The 18116-nt window shown below is 57.7% G+C and carries 19 protein-coding genes; all 19 read right to left on the bottom strand.

All coding sequences use genetic code 11. The features are described from left to right. Positions 1-3: 3 nt before the first annotated feature. On the bottom strand, positions 4-1158 hold the full coding sequence (locus KI617_RS06250) for an ATP phosphoribosyltransferase regulatory subunit (RefSeq protein ID WP_226451151.1): 1155 nt from the start codon (positions 1156-1158) through the stop codon (positions 4-6). Continuing rightward, a complete protein-coding gene (locus KI617_RS06245; RefSeq protein ID WP_226451150.1) occupies positions 1155-1340 on the bottom strand; it encodes a DUF2065 domain-containing protein in 186 nt (61 codons plus the stop codon). Before KI617_RS06245 ends, KI617_RS06250 begins: the two co-directional genes overlap by 4 nt. Further along, positions 1337-2224 (bottom strand): protease modulator HflC, encoded by an 888-nt coding sequence (hflC, locus tag KI617_RS06240; RefSeq protein ID WP_226451149.1) that lies wholly within the window; start codon positions 2222-2224, stop codon positions 1337-1339. Before hflC ends, KI617_RS06245 begins: the two co-directional genes overlap by 4 nt. Further along, the gene (gene hflK / locus KI617_RS06235) at positions 2224-3537 is read right to left on the bottom strand and encodes an FtsH protease activity modulator HflK (protein ID WP_226451148.1); all 1314 of its coding nucleotides are present in this window, start codon (positions 3535-3537) and stop codon (positions 2224-2226) included. The genes hflC and hflK overlap by 1 nt, the downstream gene beginning before the upstream one ends. 37 nt (positions 3538-3574) lie before the next feature. After that, a complete protein-coding gene (gene hflX / locus KI617_RS06230) occupies positions 3575-4729 on the bottom strand; it encodes a GTPase HflX (RefSeq protein WP_226451147.1) in 1155 nt (384 codons plus the stop codon). 64 nt (positions 4730-4793) lie between these two features. Beyond that, positions 4794-5030, bottom strand: coding sequence for an RNA chaperone Hfq (hfq, locus tag KI617_RS06225; protein ID WP_011288708.1), 237 nt, complete (start codon positions 5028-5030; stop codon positions 4794-4796). Positions 5031-5110: 80 nt separating this feature from the next. After that, positions 5111-6442 (bottom strand): ribosome biogenesis GTPase Der, encoded by a 1332-nt coding sequence (gene der / locus KI617_RS06220; protein ID WP_226451146.1) that lies wholly within the window; start codon positions 6440-6442, stop codon positions 5111-5113. Next, positions 6439-7599: an outer membrane protein assembly factor BamB gene (bamB, locus tag KI617_RS06215; RefSeq protein ID WP_226451145.1), complete on the bottom strand. Its 1161-nt coding sequence runs from the start codon at positions 7597-7599 to the stop codon at positions 6439-6441. The genes der and bamB overlap by 4 nt, the downstream gene beginning before the upstream one ends. Further along, the gene (locus KI617_RS06210) at positions 7599-8237 is read right to left on the bottom strand and encodes a YfgM family protein (RefSeq protein ID WP_226451144.1); all 639 of its coding nucleotides are present in this window, start codon (positions 8235-8237) and stop codon (positions 7599-7601) included. The genes bamB and KI617_RS06210 overlap by 1 nt, the downstream gene beginning before the upstream one ends. Before the next feature lie 5 nt (positions 8238-8242). Then, positions 8243-9532, bottom strand: a complete 1290-nt coding sequence (gene hisS / locus KI617_RS06205) for a histidine--tRNA ligase (RefSeq protein ID WP_226451143.1) — start codon at positions 9530-9532, stop codon at positions 8243-8245. After that, on the bottom strand, positions 9529-10758 hold the full coding sequence (gene ispG, locus KI617_RS06200) for a flavodoxin-dependent (E)-4-hydroxy-3-methylbut-2-enyl-diphosphate synthase (protein ID WP_226451142.1): 1230 nt from the start codon (positions 10756-10758) through the stop codon (positions 9529-9531). Before ispG ends, hisS begins: the two co-directional genes overlap by 4 nt. A gap of 3 nt (positions 10759-10761) precedes the next feature. Further along, the gene (locus KI617_RS06195; protein WP_226451141.1) at positions 10762-11697 is read right to left on the bottom strand and encodes a RodZ domain-containing protein; all 936 of its coding nucleotides are present in this window, start codon (positions 11695-11697) and stop codon (positions 10762-10764) included. After that, positions 11694-12491: a type IV pilus biogenesis/stability protein PilW gene (gene pilW, locus KI617_RS06190; RefSeq protein WP_226451140.1), complete on the bottom strand. Its 798-nt coding sequence runs from the start codon at positions 12489-12491 to the stop codon at positions 11694-11696. The genes KI617_RS06195 and pilW overlap by 4 nt, the downstream gene beginning before the upstream one ends. Then, positions 12488-13582: a 23S rRNA (adenine(2503)-C(2))-methyltransferase RlmN gene (gene rlmN, locus KI617_RS06185; RefSeq protein WP_226451139.1), complete on the bottom strand. Its 1095-nt coding sequence runs from the start codon at positions 13580-13582 to the stop codon at positions 12488-12490. The genes pilW and rlmN overlap by 4 nt, the downstream gene beginning before the upstream one ends. 10 nt (positions 13583-13592) lie before the next feature. After that, the gene (gene ndk, locus KI617_RS06180; protein WP_226451138.1) at positions 13593-14021 is read right to left on the bottom strand and encodes a nucleoside-diphosphate kinase; all 429 of its coding nucleotides are present in this window, start codon (positions 14019-14021) and stop codon (positions 13593-13595) included. Positions 14022-14093: 72 nt separating this feature from the next. Continuing rightward, positions 14094-14780, bottom strand: coding sequence for a hypothetical protein (locus KI617_RS06175; RefSeq protein ID WP_226451137.1), 687 nt, complete (start codon positions 14778-14780; stop codon positions 14094-14096). Between the two features lie 106 nt (positions 14781-14886). Then, entirely contained in the window at positions 14887-16170 is a 1284-nt protein-coding gene (locus tag KI617_RS06170) for a TRAP transporter large permease (protein WP_226451136.1), read from the bottom strand. After that, complete coding sequence (locus KI617_RS06165) at positions 16167-16946, bottom strand: TRAP transporter small permease (protein ID WP_226451848.1); 780 nt, start codon at positions 16944-16946, stop codon at positions 16167-16169. The genes KI617_RS06170 and KI617_RS06165 overlap by 4 nt, the downstream gene beginning before the upstream one ends. 64 nt (positions 16947-17010) lie before the next feature. Beyond that, positions 17011-18015, bottom strand: coding sequence for a TRAP transporter substrate-binding protein (locus KI617_RS06160; protein WP_226451135.1), 1005 nt, complete (start codon positions 18013-18015; stop codon positions 17011-17013). Positions 18016-18116 lie beyond the last annotated feature (101 nt).

The raw sequence follows: 18116 nt of genomic DNA, 5'->3' as shown, positions 1-18116 counted from the left end.
TTTTTAATCCTCTTGTATTGCTTCAATAATCCAGTGTTCGCCGACCAGCGCCAACTTGCGATCGCAGAGCGGACCTTCGCAGGCGGTCTCGCCAGGCAGAAGTTCAACGACAATCTCACCCTGTTCGCGCAACGCAGCAATATGCACTGCTAGGCGCTTGTCCGGTCCGGCATGTGGGGCCAGAATCGCACCATTCGACTTGCCTGCCGGCGCCAGACGCGCTACTTCTCGCAAATCCATCGAGAAGCCGGTAGCCGGACGGGCCCGACCGAACGCCTTGCCCGCACCATCGTAGCGGCCACCAAGCGCAATCGCTGCGGGGTAGCCGTCGCAGTAGGCCGCAAATACCACGCCGTTGTGATAGTGGTAGCCGCGCAGATCGGAAAGGTCGATCGAAAATGGCAACTCGGGGGCGCTGGCCAACAGGTGGCGCAAGCCTTCCAGCGCAGCAGTGATGGCTGGCAGTTGCGGCAATTCTGTGGCAGCACGCTCCAGCACTTCGACGCCGCCATAAAGTTGCGGCAAACGCTGCAGCGCTTCGCGATAAGGTGACGGTACATCGGCACAAGCTTCGATCAGGCCCGGTACGTCCTTGGCCTGCAACAGGCTCAATACGTTGTCTTCGGCCTCCTGCGGCAAACCGGCCGCTTCGGCCAGCGCGCGGAAGATGCCGACATGCCCGAGATCAATGCGACTGATCGGCAATTTGACCTGCCCGAAAGCTCCGGCCATCAGACGAATGACGTCAAGGTCGGCGGCAATTCCGGCATAGCCGTAGAGTTCAGCGCCAATCTGTAGCGGCTCGCGACCGGCAGATATCGTTGCCGGCAAGGTATGCAGGACGCTGCCGCAGTAGCAGAGACGGGTTACACCTTGATGGTTGAGCAGATGGGCATCGATACGAGCAGCCTGCGGCGTGATGTCGGCCCGCACCCCCATGGTCCGACCGGAAAGCTGATCGACCAGTTTGAAGGTGCGCAGTTTCAGGTCCTGCCCTGCACCGGTCAGCAACGACTCCAGATATTCGAGCATAGGCGGCATGACCAACTCGAAGCCTTGGCTGCGAAAATGATCAAGAACGGCGCGGCGCAGGCGTTCGATGCGTGCTGCCTCGGCGGGCAGCGCATCGGCCAGATATTCAGGTAACAACCAGTTCATGAGAAAAGTATCAGTAGGATCAAGCCGATCAGCATCGACGTCAGGCCGACAAAGCGAATCTGCCCATCCGAAAATTGAGTGAGGCGGCGAAAGGTTTCACGCCAGGCCGCCGGGGCGATAAAAGGCATAAGGCCTTCGAGCACCAGCATCAGCGCGAAGGCCAGCAGAATGGTCGATGTCATTTGCCCTTGTCGTTACCGCGCCCGACGCTCTTCATGTATTTGAAGAAGTCTGAACTCGGCTCGATAACCATCACATCGTTCTTGTTCTTGAAACTGCCACGGTACGCTTCAAGACTGCGATAGAAGGCATAGAACTCCGGATTTGCGCTGAACGCACTGGCATAGGTTGCCGAAGCCTTGGCATCGCCTTCACCCTTGATCTTCTGGGCGTCGCGATAAGCATCGGCGATGATGATTTCGCGCTGGCGATCGGCATCGGCCCGGATTTTCTCAGCCTCGGCAGAGCCTTCGGAACGTAGTTCGTTGGCGACGCGCTTGCGCTCAGCCTCCATACGACGATAGACGGCTTCACTGACCTCAGTCGGTAGCTCGACGCGCTTCAGGCGAACATCGACAATCTGCACGCCAATCTTGCGCGCATCGGTGTCGGCCTTTTGGCGCATCTGCTCCATGATCTTGTCGCGCTCACCGGACACCACGTCATGCACGGTCCGCTTGCCGAACTCCTCGCGCAGGCCGGCGTTAACCGTCTGATTGAGGCGCGTCTTGGCGCGAACTTCATCGCCACTCACCGAAATGTAGTAGAGATTAGGATCGATGATCCGCCACTTGATGTAAGAGTCGACGAGAACGTTTTTCTTCTCGGAGGTAATGAAACGTTCCGGTTCATTATTGTCGAGCGTGATGATGCGCTTTTCGAAATAGCGCACATTCTGGACCAGCGGAATCTTAAAATTCAGCCCCGGCTCGGTGATCACCCGCTTGACTTCACCCAGTTGGAAAACCAGCGCGTACTGGCGCTGATCGACAGTAAATATGGACATTGCAAGGACCACCAGCAGGGTGGCGACAATTGCACCGATCAAATTGCTACGCGGACTCATCAACGTCCCTCCCGATCACGCGAGCGCAACGAACCTTCGCGCGAACTTCCAGAATAAGATCCACCACCAACCTGCGGTGTACGCTCCAGTTGCGGCGGCACTTCGGACGAAACCTGTGACGACGGTTTTACTGTGCCGGTAGCTCCCTGCGTTTCAACCGGGCCGACCTGCGCTGCGGACATTCCCGCAGCAGACTGCATCAGCTTGTCGAGCGGCAGGTAGAGCAGATTGCCCTGCCCCTTGGCATCGACCAGAACCTTGCTGGTATTCGCATAAACCTGCTGCATGGTTTCCAGATACAGGCGCTGACGGGTGACCTCCGGAGCCTTGGCATATTCGACCTGAACCTGCCTGAAGCGCGAAGCATCACCTTCCGCCGTCGAAATAACACGTTGCTTGTGGCCGTTGGCCTCCTCCAGCAAACGAGCCGCCGTACCTTTGGCCTTCGGGATCACGTCATTAGCGTAGGCCTGGCCTTCGTTTTTCTGGCGCTCACGATCCTGGCCTGCCTTGACGGCATCGTCAAACGCAGACTGAACCTGCTCGGGCGGCTGGGCATTCTGCATGGTTACCTTGGAAACCAGAATGCCGCTCTTGTAACGATCAAGAATGTCCTGCATCAACTTGGCAGCCTGAGTCGCGATCTGCTCACGGCCTTCATAAAGCACGAAGTTCATCGCGCTCTTGCCAACAATCTCTCGAACCGCCGACTCGGCAGCGCCCATCACTGCCTCATCCGTAGAACGATTGTTGAAGAGATACTCGACCGGATCTTTCAAGATGTACTGAACGGCAAACTGGATATTTACGATATTTTCGTCATCCGTCAGCATCAGCGCCTCTTTCAGCACCTTGTTCCGTTCTGTTCCACGATAGCCTATTTCGAGGGTACGCACCCCGGACAGATTCACCAGTTCATGCGACTGGAAGGGGTACGGAAAACGCCAGCGCAGGCCCGGTTCGGTCGACTCCTTGTAACTGCCAAACTGCAGCACAAGGCCACGCTGCGAGGCGTCCACAATATAGAAGCCCGATGCCAGCCAGACGATGGCCGCCAGACCGACCAAAAGCCCCAGGCCACCCCCCAGAAATTTCGGGTTGAAATCGATGTTCGGCATGCGTGGGCCATCGCCACCGCCATTGCCGCCTCCACCGCCTTTATTACCGAACATGCCGGACAATTTGCGATTGAAGTCACGCCAAAGCTCTTCGAGATCCGGCGGGCCATCGTTGGGGCGGCGCGGACCGTTGCCGTTGGACTTGTCACCGTCGTTGCTGCCACGGTTGCCCCACTGCGGGTCGTTGAGCGACATGAAAATACCTAGGGTCGGAATCATGGGTGTCGGGGATTCAGTTTATATAGTCGTGTTGTGCTTCTTGTTCGGCCTCAGCCAACGCCTTTTTACGGGCCTGGGCCTTGGCTCGGGCATATTCGGCCAACGATTCACGCAGCAAATCGAGGCCGTCTCCAGAACGCGCACTGACGCGAACGCGCGCGATATTACCATACTCGTCCCGCTCAACTCCCGGCGAGGCATCGGTGAGATCGATCTTGTTCCAGGCGATAACCTGCCTGACACAATCTGCTCCAATTTCCTCAAGCACCTTGTTGACCTCGCTCATCTGCTCTTCACGAGCATGACTGGCACTATCAACCACGTGCAAAAGAATATCAGCATCGGTCGCCGCTTCCAGCGTCGCGTGAAACGCATCAACCAGCGAATGCGGCAGATTCCGTATGAACCCCACGGTATCGGAAATCACAATATTACCGGCGCCTTCGATCCACAACTTTCGTGAAGTGGTATCGAGCGTTGCAAACAACTGATTGGCAGCATAAACGCCAGCATGGGTCAGCGCATTGAACAAGGTCGACTTGCCGGCATTGGTATAGCCAACCATCGAAACACTGAGAACATCGCCACGCATCCTAGCCTTGCGCTGAACACCGCGTTGCCTGGAAAGTTTAGCCAGCCTCTCCTTCAGCAATTTGACGCGATTGCCCAGCAAACGCCGATCGGTTTCCAGCTGCTTTTCACCGGGACCACGCATACCGATACCGCCGCGTTGCCGTTCCAGGTGAGTCCAGCCACGAACCAGTCGGGTCGAAAGATGTTCGAGTTGAGCCAGTTCGACCTGCAACTTGCCTTCTGCACTGGACGCGCGCAAGGCAAAAATATCAAGAATCAGACTGGTACGGTCGATCACCCGACATTGCAATGCCCGTTCCAGATTACGCTGCTGCGCCGGCGAGAGTTCATGATTGAAAATCACCAAGTCCGCCTCGGCAGCAGCAATCATCGCTGCAATTTCATCGACCTTGCCTTTACCGGCGTAGGTTTTTGGATCGGGACTCTGTCGGCGACCGCCGACTTCTGCCACGACCAGCCCCCCCGCTGATTCAGCCAGCAACCTGACCTCTTCCAGCTGATCTTCAAGATCAAGCTGGCCGAAGTCAATCTGAACGATCACCGCGCGTTCACCGGCGGCGGGTCGTTCAATCATGGGCGATTCCTGAAGTGTTGGGAAGTCAGCCCGCCGATTGGGCGGGCCTGTGGACAGTAGGCGATTATTCCGCCGCCTGTTCCTGCTGAAGGTTGACCGGACGGGCCGGAACCACGGTCGAGATAGCGTGCTTGTACACCATCTGGGTAACCGTATTTTTTAGTAAAACGACGTACTGGTCGAACGATTCAACCTGGCCCTGCAATTTGATCCCGTTTACCAGGTAAATAGAGACGGGAACATGCTCGCGACGAAGAGCGTTGAGGAAGGGGTCTTGTAAAAGTTGCCCTTTGTTGCTCATGGTGTGGACTCCATGGTGGTAGTTGTTATGAGGGTCCTAATGTACCCAAATTTGGGGGGTGATGCGAAAAAATTTGCAGATTATTTCTTGTCTTTGTCGGCAAATGGGTTCTTTGCTGAGACGAACTGGATGCGCAATGGCGTTCCCTGCAATTTGAAGGCTTCACGGAACGTATGCTCAAGGAAACGACGGTAGCTATCGGTGATCTGATCAACCGCGTTACCGTGAATCACGATGATCGGCGGGTTTGAGCCACCTTGGTGGGCATAACGCGGCTTCGGGCGGAAAAGGCCATGCTTGGCTGGCGCCTGCTTGGCTACCGCATCAATCAGCACCCGGGTCAGGCGTGGCGTAGTCATCTTTGCCATCGCTGCCGCATAGGCGGAATCGACCGAGCGGAACATGTTGCCAAGACCAATGTTGTCGCGTGCTGAAATGAAATGGAATTTGGCAAACTCCAGGAATTTCAGCTTGCGCTGCAATATCTGTCGCGTCTGCTCGCGGGTATAGGCATCAAGGCCATCCCACTTGTTGACGGCAACCACCAGCGCACGGCCACTTTGCACGATGAAATCGGCAATATGTGCATCCTGGTCAGAGACATCGGCCTGGGCATCGACCATCAGGATGACCACATTAGCATCCTCGATGGACTGCAAGGTCTTTACCACCGAGAATTTTTCGATCGACTCGAAAACCTTGCCGCGCTTGCGCATGCCGGCCGTATCGACCAAAACATATTTGCGACCACCACGCTCGAAGTCGATTTCGATCGAATCACGCGTCGTACCCGGTGCATCGAAGGCGATAACCCGCTCTTCACCGAGCAGCGTGTTGATCAGCGTGGACTTGCCGACATTGGGGCGACCAACAATGGCGACGCGAACAGAGTCGGAGTGCCATTCATCTTCTTCTGGCTCCGGGAAATCCTCCAGTGCCATTTCTACTAGACCGCGGACACCTTCGCCATGGGCCGCAGAAATGGCATTGGGCTCACCCAAGCCGAGTTCGTGGAACTCGGCTTCGACCATCCCGGAGTTCATGCCCTCAGCCTTGTTGACCGCGACAAATACCGGCCGGTCGATGCGCCGCAGCTTGTTGGCGATTTCCTTGTCGTGGGGCGTCAGGCCGCTACGACCATCCACCACGAAGATGATGGCGTCGGCCTCGGCAATCGCCTGCTCGGTCTGGCGGGCCATTTCATGCAGGATGCCTTCCTTGACCAGCGGTTCGAAACCGCCGGTATCGACGACCAGATAAGGTTTCTTGCCCAGTTTGCCATGACCATAGTGACGATCACGGGTCAGGCCCGGCATGTCGGCGACGATGGCGTCGCGCGACTTGGTCATGCGGTTGAAAAGGGTAGATTTGCCGACATTGGGCCGGCCAACCAGAACGAGCGTAGGTTTCATTGAGCCTCGATTGCGCTCACGCTACCACCGGAGGTTTGAACCAGAACCGAGGAACCGAGCAATTGAAGAGGCGCGCGAACCGGCGTGCCATCGGTTTTCAGGCGTGCGGCAAAGCTACCGTCTTCACGAGAAAGAAAATGCAAGATGCCTTCTGCATCTGCCACGACGACCAAACCGCGCCGAACGACAGGTGCGGAAAGGCGACGATTTTTCAGCTTGTCCTGCTTCCACAGGCTGCTGCCAGACAAGCGATCCAGGGCATAAACGACACCCTTGTCATCGGTGACGAACACGTAGCGGCCATCCATGGCGAGGCCGGATACCGAAGAGATGTCGCGTGACCAGACCATGGCCCCACCTTGCCCCATATCGAAGCAGGCAACCCGCCCCTGAAAGGCGACGGCACAAATCTGCCGACCATCAATCACCGGCGAGGCAACAATATCGGCAACCCGATCAAGTTCGGTCGCGCCCTTCGGCAAAGCAACCGCACCCTCCCAGACAGGGGCACCGTTCTGCAGGGCCAGCGCAACCAGCTTGCCCCCAGGGTAACCGACGAACAAATAGCGATCAGCAAAGACAGGCGATCCGGCACTACGCACCGACAAGGGCGGCGTCGCACGCTGATAGGCCCATTTCCGCCCACCATCGCCAGCATCGAGCAAAAATACCTGATTGTCGCCACTCTTCACGGCAACGCCATCATCACCAATCGCTGGTGCAGCAAGAACTTCACTCGACACCCGAGCTTTCCACAAGGCTTTGCCGTCCTCTGCCGAGAACGCCAGCACTTCACCCTTGGGTGTAGCGACCACCACCAGGCGACCATTGGCACCGACACCAGCCGACAAAGGCTGGCCTGCGTCAATTTTCCAGACAGCCTTGCCATCTTCAATTCGGCTGACCGTGCCATTCGCCGCAGCAACGTAAACCACGTTTCCAACAACCGCCGGCGTAAAAGTGTAGTTTCCTGCCTTGCTGACGCTGGTCGACCACACAGTGCGAACTTCAGCAGTGGTATTGAGCGGTGGCAGAGGGGCCATTTTCGGCCCGGAACTGGCGAACGGATTGATCGCATCCAGTCCATCGGAGATCGTGGCGCAACCGCTCAGAAGCAATCCCGCGGCGGCAAACAAGGCAATCAGCTGACGTGACATCAGGCTGCCTCACCCAAGCCGTCAAGCTTCTGCTGCAGCAATTCGCGACCTGCGCCCTGCTTGCCGGCCATCTTGTCCAGCGCTGACTTGTAGGCAGCCTTTGCTTCAGCCTTCTTGCCCTGTGCAGCTAACACATCACCCTTCAATTCCTGGAAGCGTGCGTCAAAGGCCGGCGCATGCGCCGCATCAAGTTGCTTGATGGCTTCATCGTAGGCTTTTTCGTCGAGCTGCACGGCGGCCAAGCGGAGGCGAGCCAGGTCCTTGACCTCATCCTTGCCGTTTTCTGCCACCCAGGTCAGCTGGGTCTTGGCCGTCTTCAGATCACCCGCGTCAAAAGATTGCTTGGCAGCAAGCATCGCGCCGAGTGATGCATAGTTGGTGCTACCGAACTTCTCAGCCAGCTCGCCTGCGGCAGCCTTGACTTTCTGGGCATCACCAACTGCTGCCGCCTGTTCGAGCACGCCATAGATCGCCGACGCCTTGGCGGCCTGACCGCCTTGATACCAGTTCCAGCCCTGCCACCCGATCACTGCCAGCGACGCCGCGACGAGCACGCTCGTCACGAGGTTGCCGTACATTTTCCACCAGGTCTTCAGGGTGTCTATCTGTTCCTGCTCTTCGAGGTCGTAATGCGCCATGCTGCTTATTCCTCTTCGTCCAAATCAATCAGTTGACCGATGATGGCCTCGGCCAGATCATCGACTTTCAGTTTCAATTGCGCCGAGCCTTCTGCCCGCAGCGGCTTCAGTTGAGCCTCTCCGGTTGCCGCCTCGTCGTCGCCAATAATGACGGCAAAGGTTGCTCCGCTACCGTCAGCCTTTTTCATTTGCGACTTGAAGCTGCCGCCGCCACAGTGCTGAAGCACATTGATGCCTTGATCACGCAAGCCTTCGGCGACCCGGAAGGCCAGGCGTGAAGCCTCTTCGCCCTGATGCACGATATAGACATCCGGCGCCGGTGCGGCCGGCTCGCCGCCCGATTCCTTGATCAACGCGATCAGTCGCTCGACACCCATGGCAAAACCGCAGGCCGGCGTTGGTTTGCCACCGAGTTGCTCGACCAAACCATCGTAACGGCCGCCAGCACAGACCGTACCTTGGGCACCGAGTTTGTCGGTCACCCATTCGAAAACGGTCAGGTTGTAATAATCGAGACCACGCACCAGACGCGGGTTGATGGTGTAAGGCACGCCCGCATCGCGCAGCACACGCTGGACGCCCTCGAAATGAGCCAGCGATTCGGCGCCGAGATAGTCGATCAGCTTGGGGGCTGCAGCACACAGTTCCTGCATCGCCGGGTTTTTGGTATCCAGAATGCGCAACGGGTTGGTATGCAGGCGACGCTTGGCATCCTCGTCGAGCAGTTCGGCATTTTCTTCGAAGTAGGTGATCAGCGCGGCGCGGTGCAAGGCACGCTCCTCCGGCTGGCCCAAACTGTTGATCTGTAATTCGATGCCATCCAGACCAAGGTCAGCCCACAGACGGGCGCCCATCAGGATCATTTCGGCATCGATGTCCGGTCCAGCCATACCGAAGGATTCGACACCGACCTGGTGAAACTGGCGATAGCGACCTTTCTGCGGACGCTCGTGGCGGAACATCTGGCCAATATAGTAAAGACGCTGCGTCTGGCGGGCAGCCAGGTTGTGCTCGATCACCGCACGAACGCAACCGGCCGTGCCTTCGGGACGCAGGGTCAGCGCCTCGCCGTTCAAACCATCGATGAAGGAATACATTTCCTTCTCGACGATATCGGTCACTTCACCAATCGCACGCTTGAACAGCGGCGTCGGTTCGACGATGGGCATACGGACCGGACGATAGCCATAAGACTTCAGCCATGATCGGATGGTGTCTTCGAACAGTTCCCAGAATTCAGCTTCGTCGGGCAGGATGTCGTTCATCCCGCGCACGGCTTGCAAGGTTTGACTCATGACTTCAGTTTCTTGGTGTAGGTGCGCTCAACGTAGCGCTCGATGATCTGTTTGAACTCATGGGCGATATTGTCGCCCTTCAGCGTTACTGTCTTTTCGCCATCTTCGTAAACCGGGGCGGACGGCGCTTCGCCGGTACCCGGCAAGGAAATGCCGATATTGGCGTGCTTGGATTCACCCGGCCCATTGACGATACAGCCCATGACGGCCAGCGTCATGTTCTCGGCACCGTCATAGTGCAGCTTCCATTCCGGCATTTTGGCGCGAACAAAATCCTGCACTTCACCAGCCAGCTCCTGGAAAAAGGTGCTGGTCGTCCGACCACAGCCGGGACAGGCCGCAACCATCGGGGTAAAAGCGCGCAAGCCCATGGTCTGCAGGATTTCCTGGGCGACGATGACTTCCTGCGAACGGGAACCGCCGGGCTCTGGCGTCAGCGACACACGAATCGTGTCGCCAATGCCTTCCTGCAGCAGCACCGAAAGGGCGGCGGTCGAAGCAACGATACCCTTGGAACCCATGCCAGCCTCGGTCAAGCCAAGGTGCAAGGCGTAATTGGCCCGCTGCGACAAATCACGATAGATGGCGATCAGATCCTGAACGCTGGATACCTTGCACGACAGGATGATCTTGTCGCCGGCCAAGCCAAGTTCTTCTGCCTTGGCAGCAGACTCCAGCGCCGAGGTCACCATCGCATGGCGCATCATGTCAGTTGCATCGAGCGGCTCAGCCCGGCGGCTGTTCTCGTCCATGACGCGGGCCAGTAACTCCTGGTCGAGACTGCCCCAGTTAACACCGATACGCACCGGCTTGTCGTATTTGCAGGCCAGTTCGATCATCTGGGCAAATTGTTCGTCTTTTTTCTTGCCGAAGCCGACATTGCCCGGATTGATCCGGTACTTGGCCAATGCTTCCGCACAGGCCGGATGCTCGGTCAGCAGGCGATGGCCGTTGTAGTGAAAATCACCAATCAACGGGACATTGCAATTCATCTTGTCGAGATGGTCGCGAATCAGGGGCACCGCGGCGGCCGCTTCGAGCGTATTGACCGTGATGCGCACAAGTTCGGAGCCAGCCCGGGCCAACTCGGCACACTGGATGGCAGTAGCGAGATAGTCGGCGGTGTCCGTGTTGGTCATCGACTGAACCACTACCGGTGCATCGCCACCAAGCTTTACATGACCGACAACACAAGCGCGGGTCGGCCGCTTCAAAACAGCACTCACGGCTTACTCCAGAACGAGGCGAGCCACATCGCCCTTGGTATGCGGCACAAGGTCAACGGCCTCACCGCGCCAGAACAGACGAACCCCCGGAGCATAGCCAATTGTCAAAGACAACGGGCCTTGGCCGGAAACGGCTTGTTCAGCCCCCGCACTCAGGCGCTGGGAAAAGATGACCTTGTTGTCACGATCTCGCACCTCGATCCAGGACTCCTTGTCGAACAGGAAGCGCATCTGGGGCTGATTTGCCGCAGATTGGGCTGGCTGTACGGATGTCGCATCCGTCTTTGGCGGAGCAATAGAAGACGGCGCCGGTGCTTCGGCCGGAGCCAGAACCTGCGGATACATGACCTGTTGCGGAGTAGCCCCAGGCGGGAAAACCGGCTCACCAGGTGTTGCGGCAGGAGTTGCATCCGGGGCAGGCCCTTGCGTCGGAGAAGGCGCATCTTTTCGGGCGAGGGAATCGAGCAGTGACTGCGTGCTATCGCGCAAGGCTGACAGATCGGTTGGCATCAGGAAATAGGCCAAGCCAGCCAATACAACCAGGCCAGCCCCGATCAGCACAACAACCCGGTCACGTCGCGAAACAGCGCCACCGGAATTCGGCATCGATGCTGGACGAGCTTCCTGCATGGCCAGATTGTCAGCCGGTTTTTCAAGCACCCGGGTTAGCTGAGCCATCAGGGGGGCTGGATCAATTTGCACCAGACGCGCGTAATTGCGGACAAAACCGCGAATAAAGGTTTGCCCGGGCAGGCCATGCCAGTCGCCACACTCCAGCGCCTCGACCTGTCTTGGCCCAAGCTTGAGGGTTTGTGCAATATCAGCGACCTCCAGGCCGCGCGCCTCGCGCGCCAGACGCAATTGTTCCCCAACCGGCATCTCGGAAAGCACGACGCTTTCCTCAGCGCCAGCGTCGTCGCTAATAACCTGCTCACTCATTCAAAATTGCCCTTTAGGAATTCCTGATACTCCGGCGACGATGGATAACGGCCGCGCAGTTGCGAGGCATAGCCGCTTTCGGCTGAGCGGTTGCCCTGCTTTCTTTCGATGCGCAGGCCGAGCCAAAGCGCCTCCGCCGATGGTGGCTCCATCATTTTTAATGCATCGCCGAGATAGATGCGGGCCTCTTCCAGAATGCCGCGCATAAAAAATAGTTTGGCCAACTGCAGACGGGCTGGCGCAGCACCATCTCGAGCCATCTGCAGCGCCTTGAGCAAATAGCTCTGCGCGCCCTCCAGATCACCAGCTTTAAGAGCACAGGTGCCAGCATTGGTATAGGCACGATCCGGGGTTTCGTACAAAGGGCTCTTGAGGGCGTTCAGGAAATAGGTGATCGACTGGCGCTCCTTACCTGTTTCACAGAGATACCAGCCGTAGTTGTTATTGACCTCGGGGTCATTGGGAGCAAGGTTCAGCGCACGACTGAAATCGTCCTCGGCTTTGCTGTATTCCTTAAGTGATGAGTGCACCAGGCCACGCACGCTATAAGCAGGGTAATAACTGGAATCAGCACTCAAAGCAATGCGCAATTCATCGAGGGCAACCCCGGGATTCCCTGCTTGGAAATACATTGCCCCCAGTTCCGTATGAACTTTGGCCCTGTTCCGCTGGTCGCTTCCTTGAGACTGATTTGTCGCAGAAGGATTGAAGTCATACTGGGCCTGTGCAGAAATAACGCACAGGACACCAAGGCAAATACCGGCAATCCGGTTTTTCAGCGAAAAGACTTTCACGATCTAGCCTCCTTCAGGGGAATAACGCGTCCAGCTGTTCGTTTGGTTTTATCTTGGACTTGTCCGGCCAATTGGCCGCAAGCTGCATCGATGTCATCTCCGCGCGTCTTGCGCGTTGTCGTGACGATGCCGGCCTGCATCAGGATATCGGCGAAACGCCGCACCCGCTCAGCCGGAGAGCGCTTGAACGGCGACCCCGGGAAAGGATTGAAGGGAATCAGATTGAATTTGCAATGCACCGATCTGACCAGTGCCAGCAGTTCGCGGGCGTGGGCATCGGTATCGTTGATGCCATCGAGCATGATGTACTCGAAGGTAATGAAATCGCGCGGCGCCTTGTCCAGATAACGCTGGCAGGCAGCCATCAGTTCTTTCAGCGGATACTTCTGGTTGATCGGCACGATCTGGTCGCGCAACTTGTCGTTCGGCGCGTGCAGGGAAACAGCCAGGGCAACCGGGCACTCGTCGCCAAGACGATCCATGACCGGCACCAGGCCGGAGGTGGAGACGGTGACACGGCGCCGCGACAGGCCGTAGGCGTTGTCGTCGAGCATCAGCTTCAAGGCGGCAACGGAGTTTTCGAAATTGGCGAGCGGTTCGCCCATGCCCATCAGGACAACGTTGGAAATAACGCGTTCGTCACCGTGGACCGCGCCGAGCGCGTGATTGGCCTGCCACAGCTGGCCGATGATTTCCGCCACCGTCAGGTTGCGGTTGAAGCCCTGCTTGCCGGTCGAGCAGAAAGCGCAGTCAAGCGCACAGCCGGCCTGCGTTGAAATACACAGCGTACCGCGGTCGTCTTCGGGAATGAACACCGTCTCGACGGCATTGCCGTTGCCGACATCGATCAAAAACTTGCGCGTACCGTCATCCGACAGTTTGTCGGAGACGACGGCAGGCGGTGCCACGACCGCTTTCGCCTTGAGCTTCTCGCGAAGACTCTTGGCGATGTCGGTCATGGCATCGAAGTCCGCCACGCCGGAACGATGGATCCAGCGCAAGACCTGCTTGGCGCGGAAGGGCTTTTCGCCCTGCTCGGCAAACCAGGCAGTCAGGCTTTCGCCATCGAAATCCAGCAGGTTGACGGTCATTCGGTGTTGCTTAACGGCCGGAGTAGACGTTCAGGCCCGGGAAGAAGAAAGCAACTTCCACGGCAGCGGTTTCCGGTGCATCAGAGCCGTGCACGGCGTTGGCGTCGATCGATTCGGCGAAATCAGCGCGGATGGTGCCCGGTGCGGCTTCCTTCGGGTTGGTGGCGCCCATCAGTTCACGGTTCTTGGCGATGGCGTTTTCGCCTTCGAGCACTTGAACCATGACCGGACCGGAGGTCATAAAGGAAACCAGATCCTTGAAGAACGGACGGGCCTTGTGCACGGCGTAGAACTGGCCGGCTTCCTGCTCGGACAACCAGACCATCTTGGAAGCAACGATCTTCAGACCGTTGGTTTCAAAACGGGAGTAAATCTTGCCGATGACATTCTTGGCGACTGCATCGGGTTTGATGATGGAGAGGGCGAGTTCGATAGCCATTTAATTGCTCCGCAAAAGCTAGACAGTTGAAAAACGGGCAATTTTAGCAGAATCGGAAGGCAAACGCCTGCTTCACTGACCAACCGGTTTGGCAACTTCGACCGTCGCCAGAGGTTCGCGCAGCAGGGCAAAATGGCGCGGCGCCACATATTGCAGCAGCTCCTTGCCTTCGCCATCAACTACGACATCCAGCCCCTTGTCCGGGTAAAGCAGATGCACCCGCTTTTCTGAAACCGCCACCCGCTCGCCCGGCGGACCGAAGCGCTGGATGACCGTTGCCTCGTCAAGATTCACCGTTGGAATCACACTGATCGCCCTGACCGGCAGACTATCAGCGGCCGCCAGATCGTCTGGATGCAAAGTAATCCGGCGCGTCGTGCTTTCCATGTGCTTGGCCTTCAGTGCCCGCTCCCGCATGGCAGAAACCATCTCGCCAGAGGCATCGATTGTTACCACCAGCTTGGCCAGCACGAAGCCGAGCGGCACCTGGGCGTAGTAGCCCTCGAGCAATCCGACTTCATTGGGTTCGGCAATGATCGCCACTTCGATCTCATTGCCAAGTTTCTGGCGCACCTCACCCAGGGTACTGACGCCTGGTTTCAGGCCGAACACCGAACTGCCGCCCTGACCATCCAGCTGAATCTGCCACGGCAAATTGCTGTTCGGATCAACTCCTTCACGCTTGCCCATGCCCGGAAACAGAAAGGGAACAATCAGGGCAACGAGAATCAGCGCGATGATGGAGAGAGCAAATTTCATGATTTCCTGATGAATCTTCCGGGGAGCCGAATTGTGCCATACCCGGTCCGCCAAAAAGCAAACCCCGGCCGAAGCCGGGGCTTGCCCCAAAAGAAAGCGTTGCGATCTAGATCATGCCAAGCTGACGAGGGAACCACAACGACAGGTCCGGCCAGTACGTCACAACCCCAAGGAAACACAACATGGAGAGCAACCAAGGCCAGACAGCGACCGTCAGTTCGGTAATGCCCATCTTGGTAATCCCGGAGGCCACGTAAAGATTCAGACCGACCGGCGGGTGACACATGCCAACTTCCATGTTGACCACCATGATGATGCCGAAATGCACCGGATGGATACCCAGCGCCACGGCCACCGGAAAGAGGATGGGCGCGAAGATCAACACGATGGACGACGGTTCCATGAAGTTACCGGCAAGCAGCAGCAACACGTTGCACATCAGCAGGAAGGTGATGACGCCCAATCCGTTGCCCATCATCCAATCGGCCAGCGACTGCGGGATATTCTCGTTGGTCATGATGAACGAGAAGAGCACCGCATTGGTGATGATGTAGAGCAGCATCGCCGACATGTTGGCCGAATTGAGCAGCACCTTCGGGACATCCTTGAGACCCATGTCACGGTAGACAAAAACCGCTACGATGAAGGCATAGACTGCGGACATGGCCGCCGCTTCGGTCGGCGTAAAGATGCCGGTGTAGATACCGCCCATCACCACGACGATCAGCAGCAGACCCCAGACGGAAGCGCGGAAGGATTTCCAGCGCTCACCCCAGCTGGCTTTCGGCTGACGGGGATAGTCGAACTTGCGGGCCCGGTACCAGGTCACGCCGCCGAGCGTTGCCGCCAGCGCCAGGCCCGGAATGACGCCAGCCATGAACAGGGCGCCGACCGAGGTATTGGTCGCCACCGAGTACATCACCATGACGATGGACGGTGGAATCAGGATGCCCAAGGCTCCGGAGGTGGCGATCACGCCAGCCCCGAATTTGTTCGGAAAGCCTGCCTTGACCATGGCCGGCAGCAGGATGGAACCGATGGCCACGACCGTCGCCGGGCTGGAACCGGAAACTGCCGCAAACAGCGCACAGGCCAGCACCCCGGCCAGACCGAGACCGCCGTACCAGTGGCCGACCATCGAAGTCGCGAAGTTGATCATCCGTTTCGCCACCCCGCCATGAGTCAGGAAATTGCCGGCCAGGATGAAAAAGGGGATCGCCATGATCTCGAACTTCTCGATGCCGGTGAACAGCTTCAGCGCCACCGACTCAAGCGGCACCTGGGTCATCGTGAAGAGGAAGGTCAGCACGGTCAGGCCGAGGGAAATCGAAATCGGCATGCCGGTCAGCATGAGGACAGCCAGCAGACCGAAAATGACTAGCGCGTTCATTGCTGGCCTCCTTGGTTCTCATTGGTGCGACGTTCACCTTCGCGCCGATCGTTGTCGGGCTCCGCTGCCTCGCCCTGACGGCGATCGCTGCCAGCGCGACGTTCGCCCAGTTGCGCATGTTTCAGGTCATGCATGTGCAGGTTGTCGCCCATGCCGTAGACATCGACGTCGACCGGCAATTTCTCTTCCTCCTCCAGACCTTCGACATGGCCATGGTCGTGGTGCGGCAACTCGCCCGTTTTCAGGAAACCCCAGGTCACCTGCAGAAAGCGGAAGCACATCAGCGACGAACCAAGCGGAATGGCGCTATAGACGATCCAGGTCGGCCACTCGAGGTCCGGCGTGGTCGGTCCCTCGTAGAGGTCTTCAGCCTGAATGCCAAAGAAATTAAAGACGGCGTAATGCGCCCCGTTTTCCCAGACAAAGTTAGCCCCGAGCGCACCGACGATGCCGGTAAACAAGGCGCCGGCCAGCAGGCCGAAAACGATGAACTTGCCGCGCATCCGATCGCCCAGTCGGTTGATCAGGACATCGACCCCGACGTGGATGCCGGTGCGCACACCGTAAGCCGCACCAAACTTGGCCATCCAGACAAACATGATGATGCAGAGCTCCTGAGCCCAGCTGAAATTCAGGCTGAGCAGCCAGTCCTGCAAACCGGGGATTTCAACCCCGGCCAGGTAACGATGCGCGACAGCCGCAAAAATAATCACCGTGGCCGCTCCCATCAGGAAAGTGACCAGCAGTTCTTCTAGGTGATTCAAGGCCTTGTTAATCATGACGAGTTCCCCCGGAGTAGCGCGGGGGCCGCAGCCCCCGTTTTTCTTGTTACTGGGCGAATTACAGGCTATCCGGCTTAAACCCGGTATCCCGATAGACCGCCTGGATCACTTCCTTGCCAACACGACCTTCCATTTTCTGGTGCACGGGCACCAGGGCTTTCTTGAAGACGAGACGCTCTTCCTTGGTCGGCACATAGACAGCCGTCTTGCCGCTCTTCTTCACGGCCTCCAGCGCCGCTTCGTTCTCGACCTTGGCGATCTGGTTGGCATAACGCGTCGCCTGCTCCATCGCGTCGTCGAGTTGCTTGCGGATATCCGCCGGCAGACCATCCCAGAATTTCTTGTTCACAATCACCGCATAGCCAAGATAGCCATGCTCGGTCAAGGTCAGATGCTTCTGAACTTCATGCATCTTCTGGGTATACAGGTTGGAAATCGGGTTCTCGGTCCCGTCGACCACGCCGGTCTGCAGCGCCTGATAAACCTCAGAGAAGGCCATGACCTGAGGCATGGAGCCTATCGTCCGCATCTGTTCTTCAAGCACCTTGGACGACTGGATGCGCATCTTCTTGCCCTTCAGGTCAGCCGGAGTCTTGATCGGCGCATTGGCAGAGAAGGACTTAAAGCCGTTGTCCCAATAACCCAGTCCGCGAATACCCTTGGGTTCCAGCTTGGCCAGCAATTGCTTGCCGACCGCGCCATTGGTGACTTTGCGCAGAGCATCGTAATCACTGAAGATGAACGGCAGATCGAAGACTTCGAATTCCTTGACGCCCAGTGGGCCGAACTTGGCCAATGACGGGGCCAGCATCTGGACGGCGCCGAGTTGCAGCGCTTCCATTTCTTCCTTGTCCTTGTACAGCGTCGAATTGGCGTACACCTCGACCTTGACTTTGCCCTGCGTCAGCTCGGCCGCCTTCTTGGCGAACATTTCAGCCGCCTTGCCCTTGGGCGTATCGGCGGCCACGACGTGGCTGAACTTGATCACGATCGGTTGCTGCGCATAAGCCGCGAGCGACAGGGCTCCAGCAAACAGGCCAATCAATAGCTTCGAAACTTTCATTGTCTTCTCCTCCGGAAATGGGGTCGCGCTCAAGCGAATTGCGACTGGATAAAATTATTACGAATTGAGGAACCGCTGTGTATTGTGGATTTCCACATACG

The organism is Ferribacterium limneticum (assembly GCF_020510625.1).
Lineage (GTDB): Bacteria > Pseudomonadota > Gammaproteobacteria > Burkholderiales > Rhodocyclaceae > Azonexus > Azonexus limneticus_A.
The sequence above is the reverse complement of the archived record's forward strand: the minus strand, read 5'-3'. Positions and strand labels throughout refer to the sequence as shown.

Bases quoted from the DNA above. Each gene is read 5' to 3' on its own strand.
- KI617_RS06195 (WP_226451141.1), bottom strand. From the start codon at position 11,697: ATGAGTGAGCAGGTTATTAGCGACGACGCTGGCGCTGAGGAAAGCGTC.
- KI617_RS06245 (WP_226451150.1), bottom strand. From the start codon at position 1,340: ATGACATCGACCATTCTGCTGGCCTTCGCGCTGATGCTGGTGCTCGAA.
- KI617_RS06210 (WP_226451144.1), bottom strand. From the start codon at position 8,237: ATGGCGCATTACGACCTCGAAGAGCAGGAACAGATAGACACCCTGAAG.
- hflK (WP_226451148.1), bottom strand. From the start codon at position 3,537: ATGTCGCTCAACGACCCGCAGTGGGGCAACCGTGGCAGCAACGACGGT.
- hflX (WP_226451147.1), bottom strand. From the start codon at position 4,729: ATGATTGAACGACCCGCCGCCGGTGAACGCGCGGTGATCGTTCAGATT.
- der (WP_226451146.1), bottom strand. From the start codon at position 6,442: ATGAAACCTACGCTCGTTCTGGTTGGCCGGCCCAATGTCGGCAAATCT.
- rlmN (WP_226451139.1), bottom strand. From the start codon at position 13,582: ATGACCGTCAACCTGCTGGATTTCGATGGCGAAAGCCTGACTGCCTGG.
- KI617_RS06160 (WP_226451135.1), bottom strand. From the start codon at position 18,015: ATGAAAGTTTCGAAGCTATTGATTGGCCTGTTTGCTGGAGCCCTGTCG.
- KI617_RS06170 (WP_226451136.1), bottom strand. From the start codon at position 16,170: ATGAACGCGCTAGTCATTTTCGGTCTGCTGGCTGTCCTCATGCTGACC.
- hfq (WP_011288708.1), bottom strand. From the start codon at position 5,030: ATGAGCAACAAAGGGCAACTTTTACAAGACCCCTTCCTCAACGCTCTT.
- hflC (WP_226451149.1), bottom strand. From the start codon at position 2,224: ATGAGTCCGCGTAGCAATTTGATCGGTGCAATTGTCGCCACCCTGCTG.
- KI617_RS06175 (WP_226451137.1), bottom strand. From the start codon at position 14,780: ATGAAATTTGCTCTCTCCATCATCGCGCTGATTCTCGTTGCCCTGATT.
- KI617_RS06250 (WP_226451151.1), bottom strand. From the start codon at position 1,158: ATGAACTGGTTGTTACCTGAATATCTGGCCGATGCGCTGCCCGCCGAG.
- bamB (WP_226451145.1), bottom strand. From the start codon at position 7,599: ATGTCACGTCAGCTGATTGCCTTGTTTGCCGCCGCGGGATTGCTTCTG.
- hisS (WP_226451143.1), bottom strand. From the start codon at position 9,532: ATGAGTCAAACCTTGCAAGCCGTGCGCGGGATGAACGACATCCTGCCC.
- ndk (WP_226451138.1), bottom strand. From the start codon at position 14,021: ATGGCTATCGAACTCGCCCTCTCCATCATCAAACCCGATGCAGTCGCC.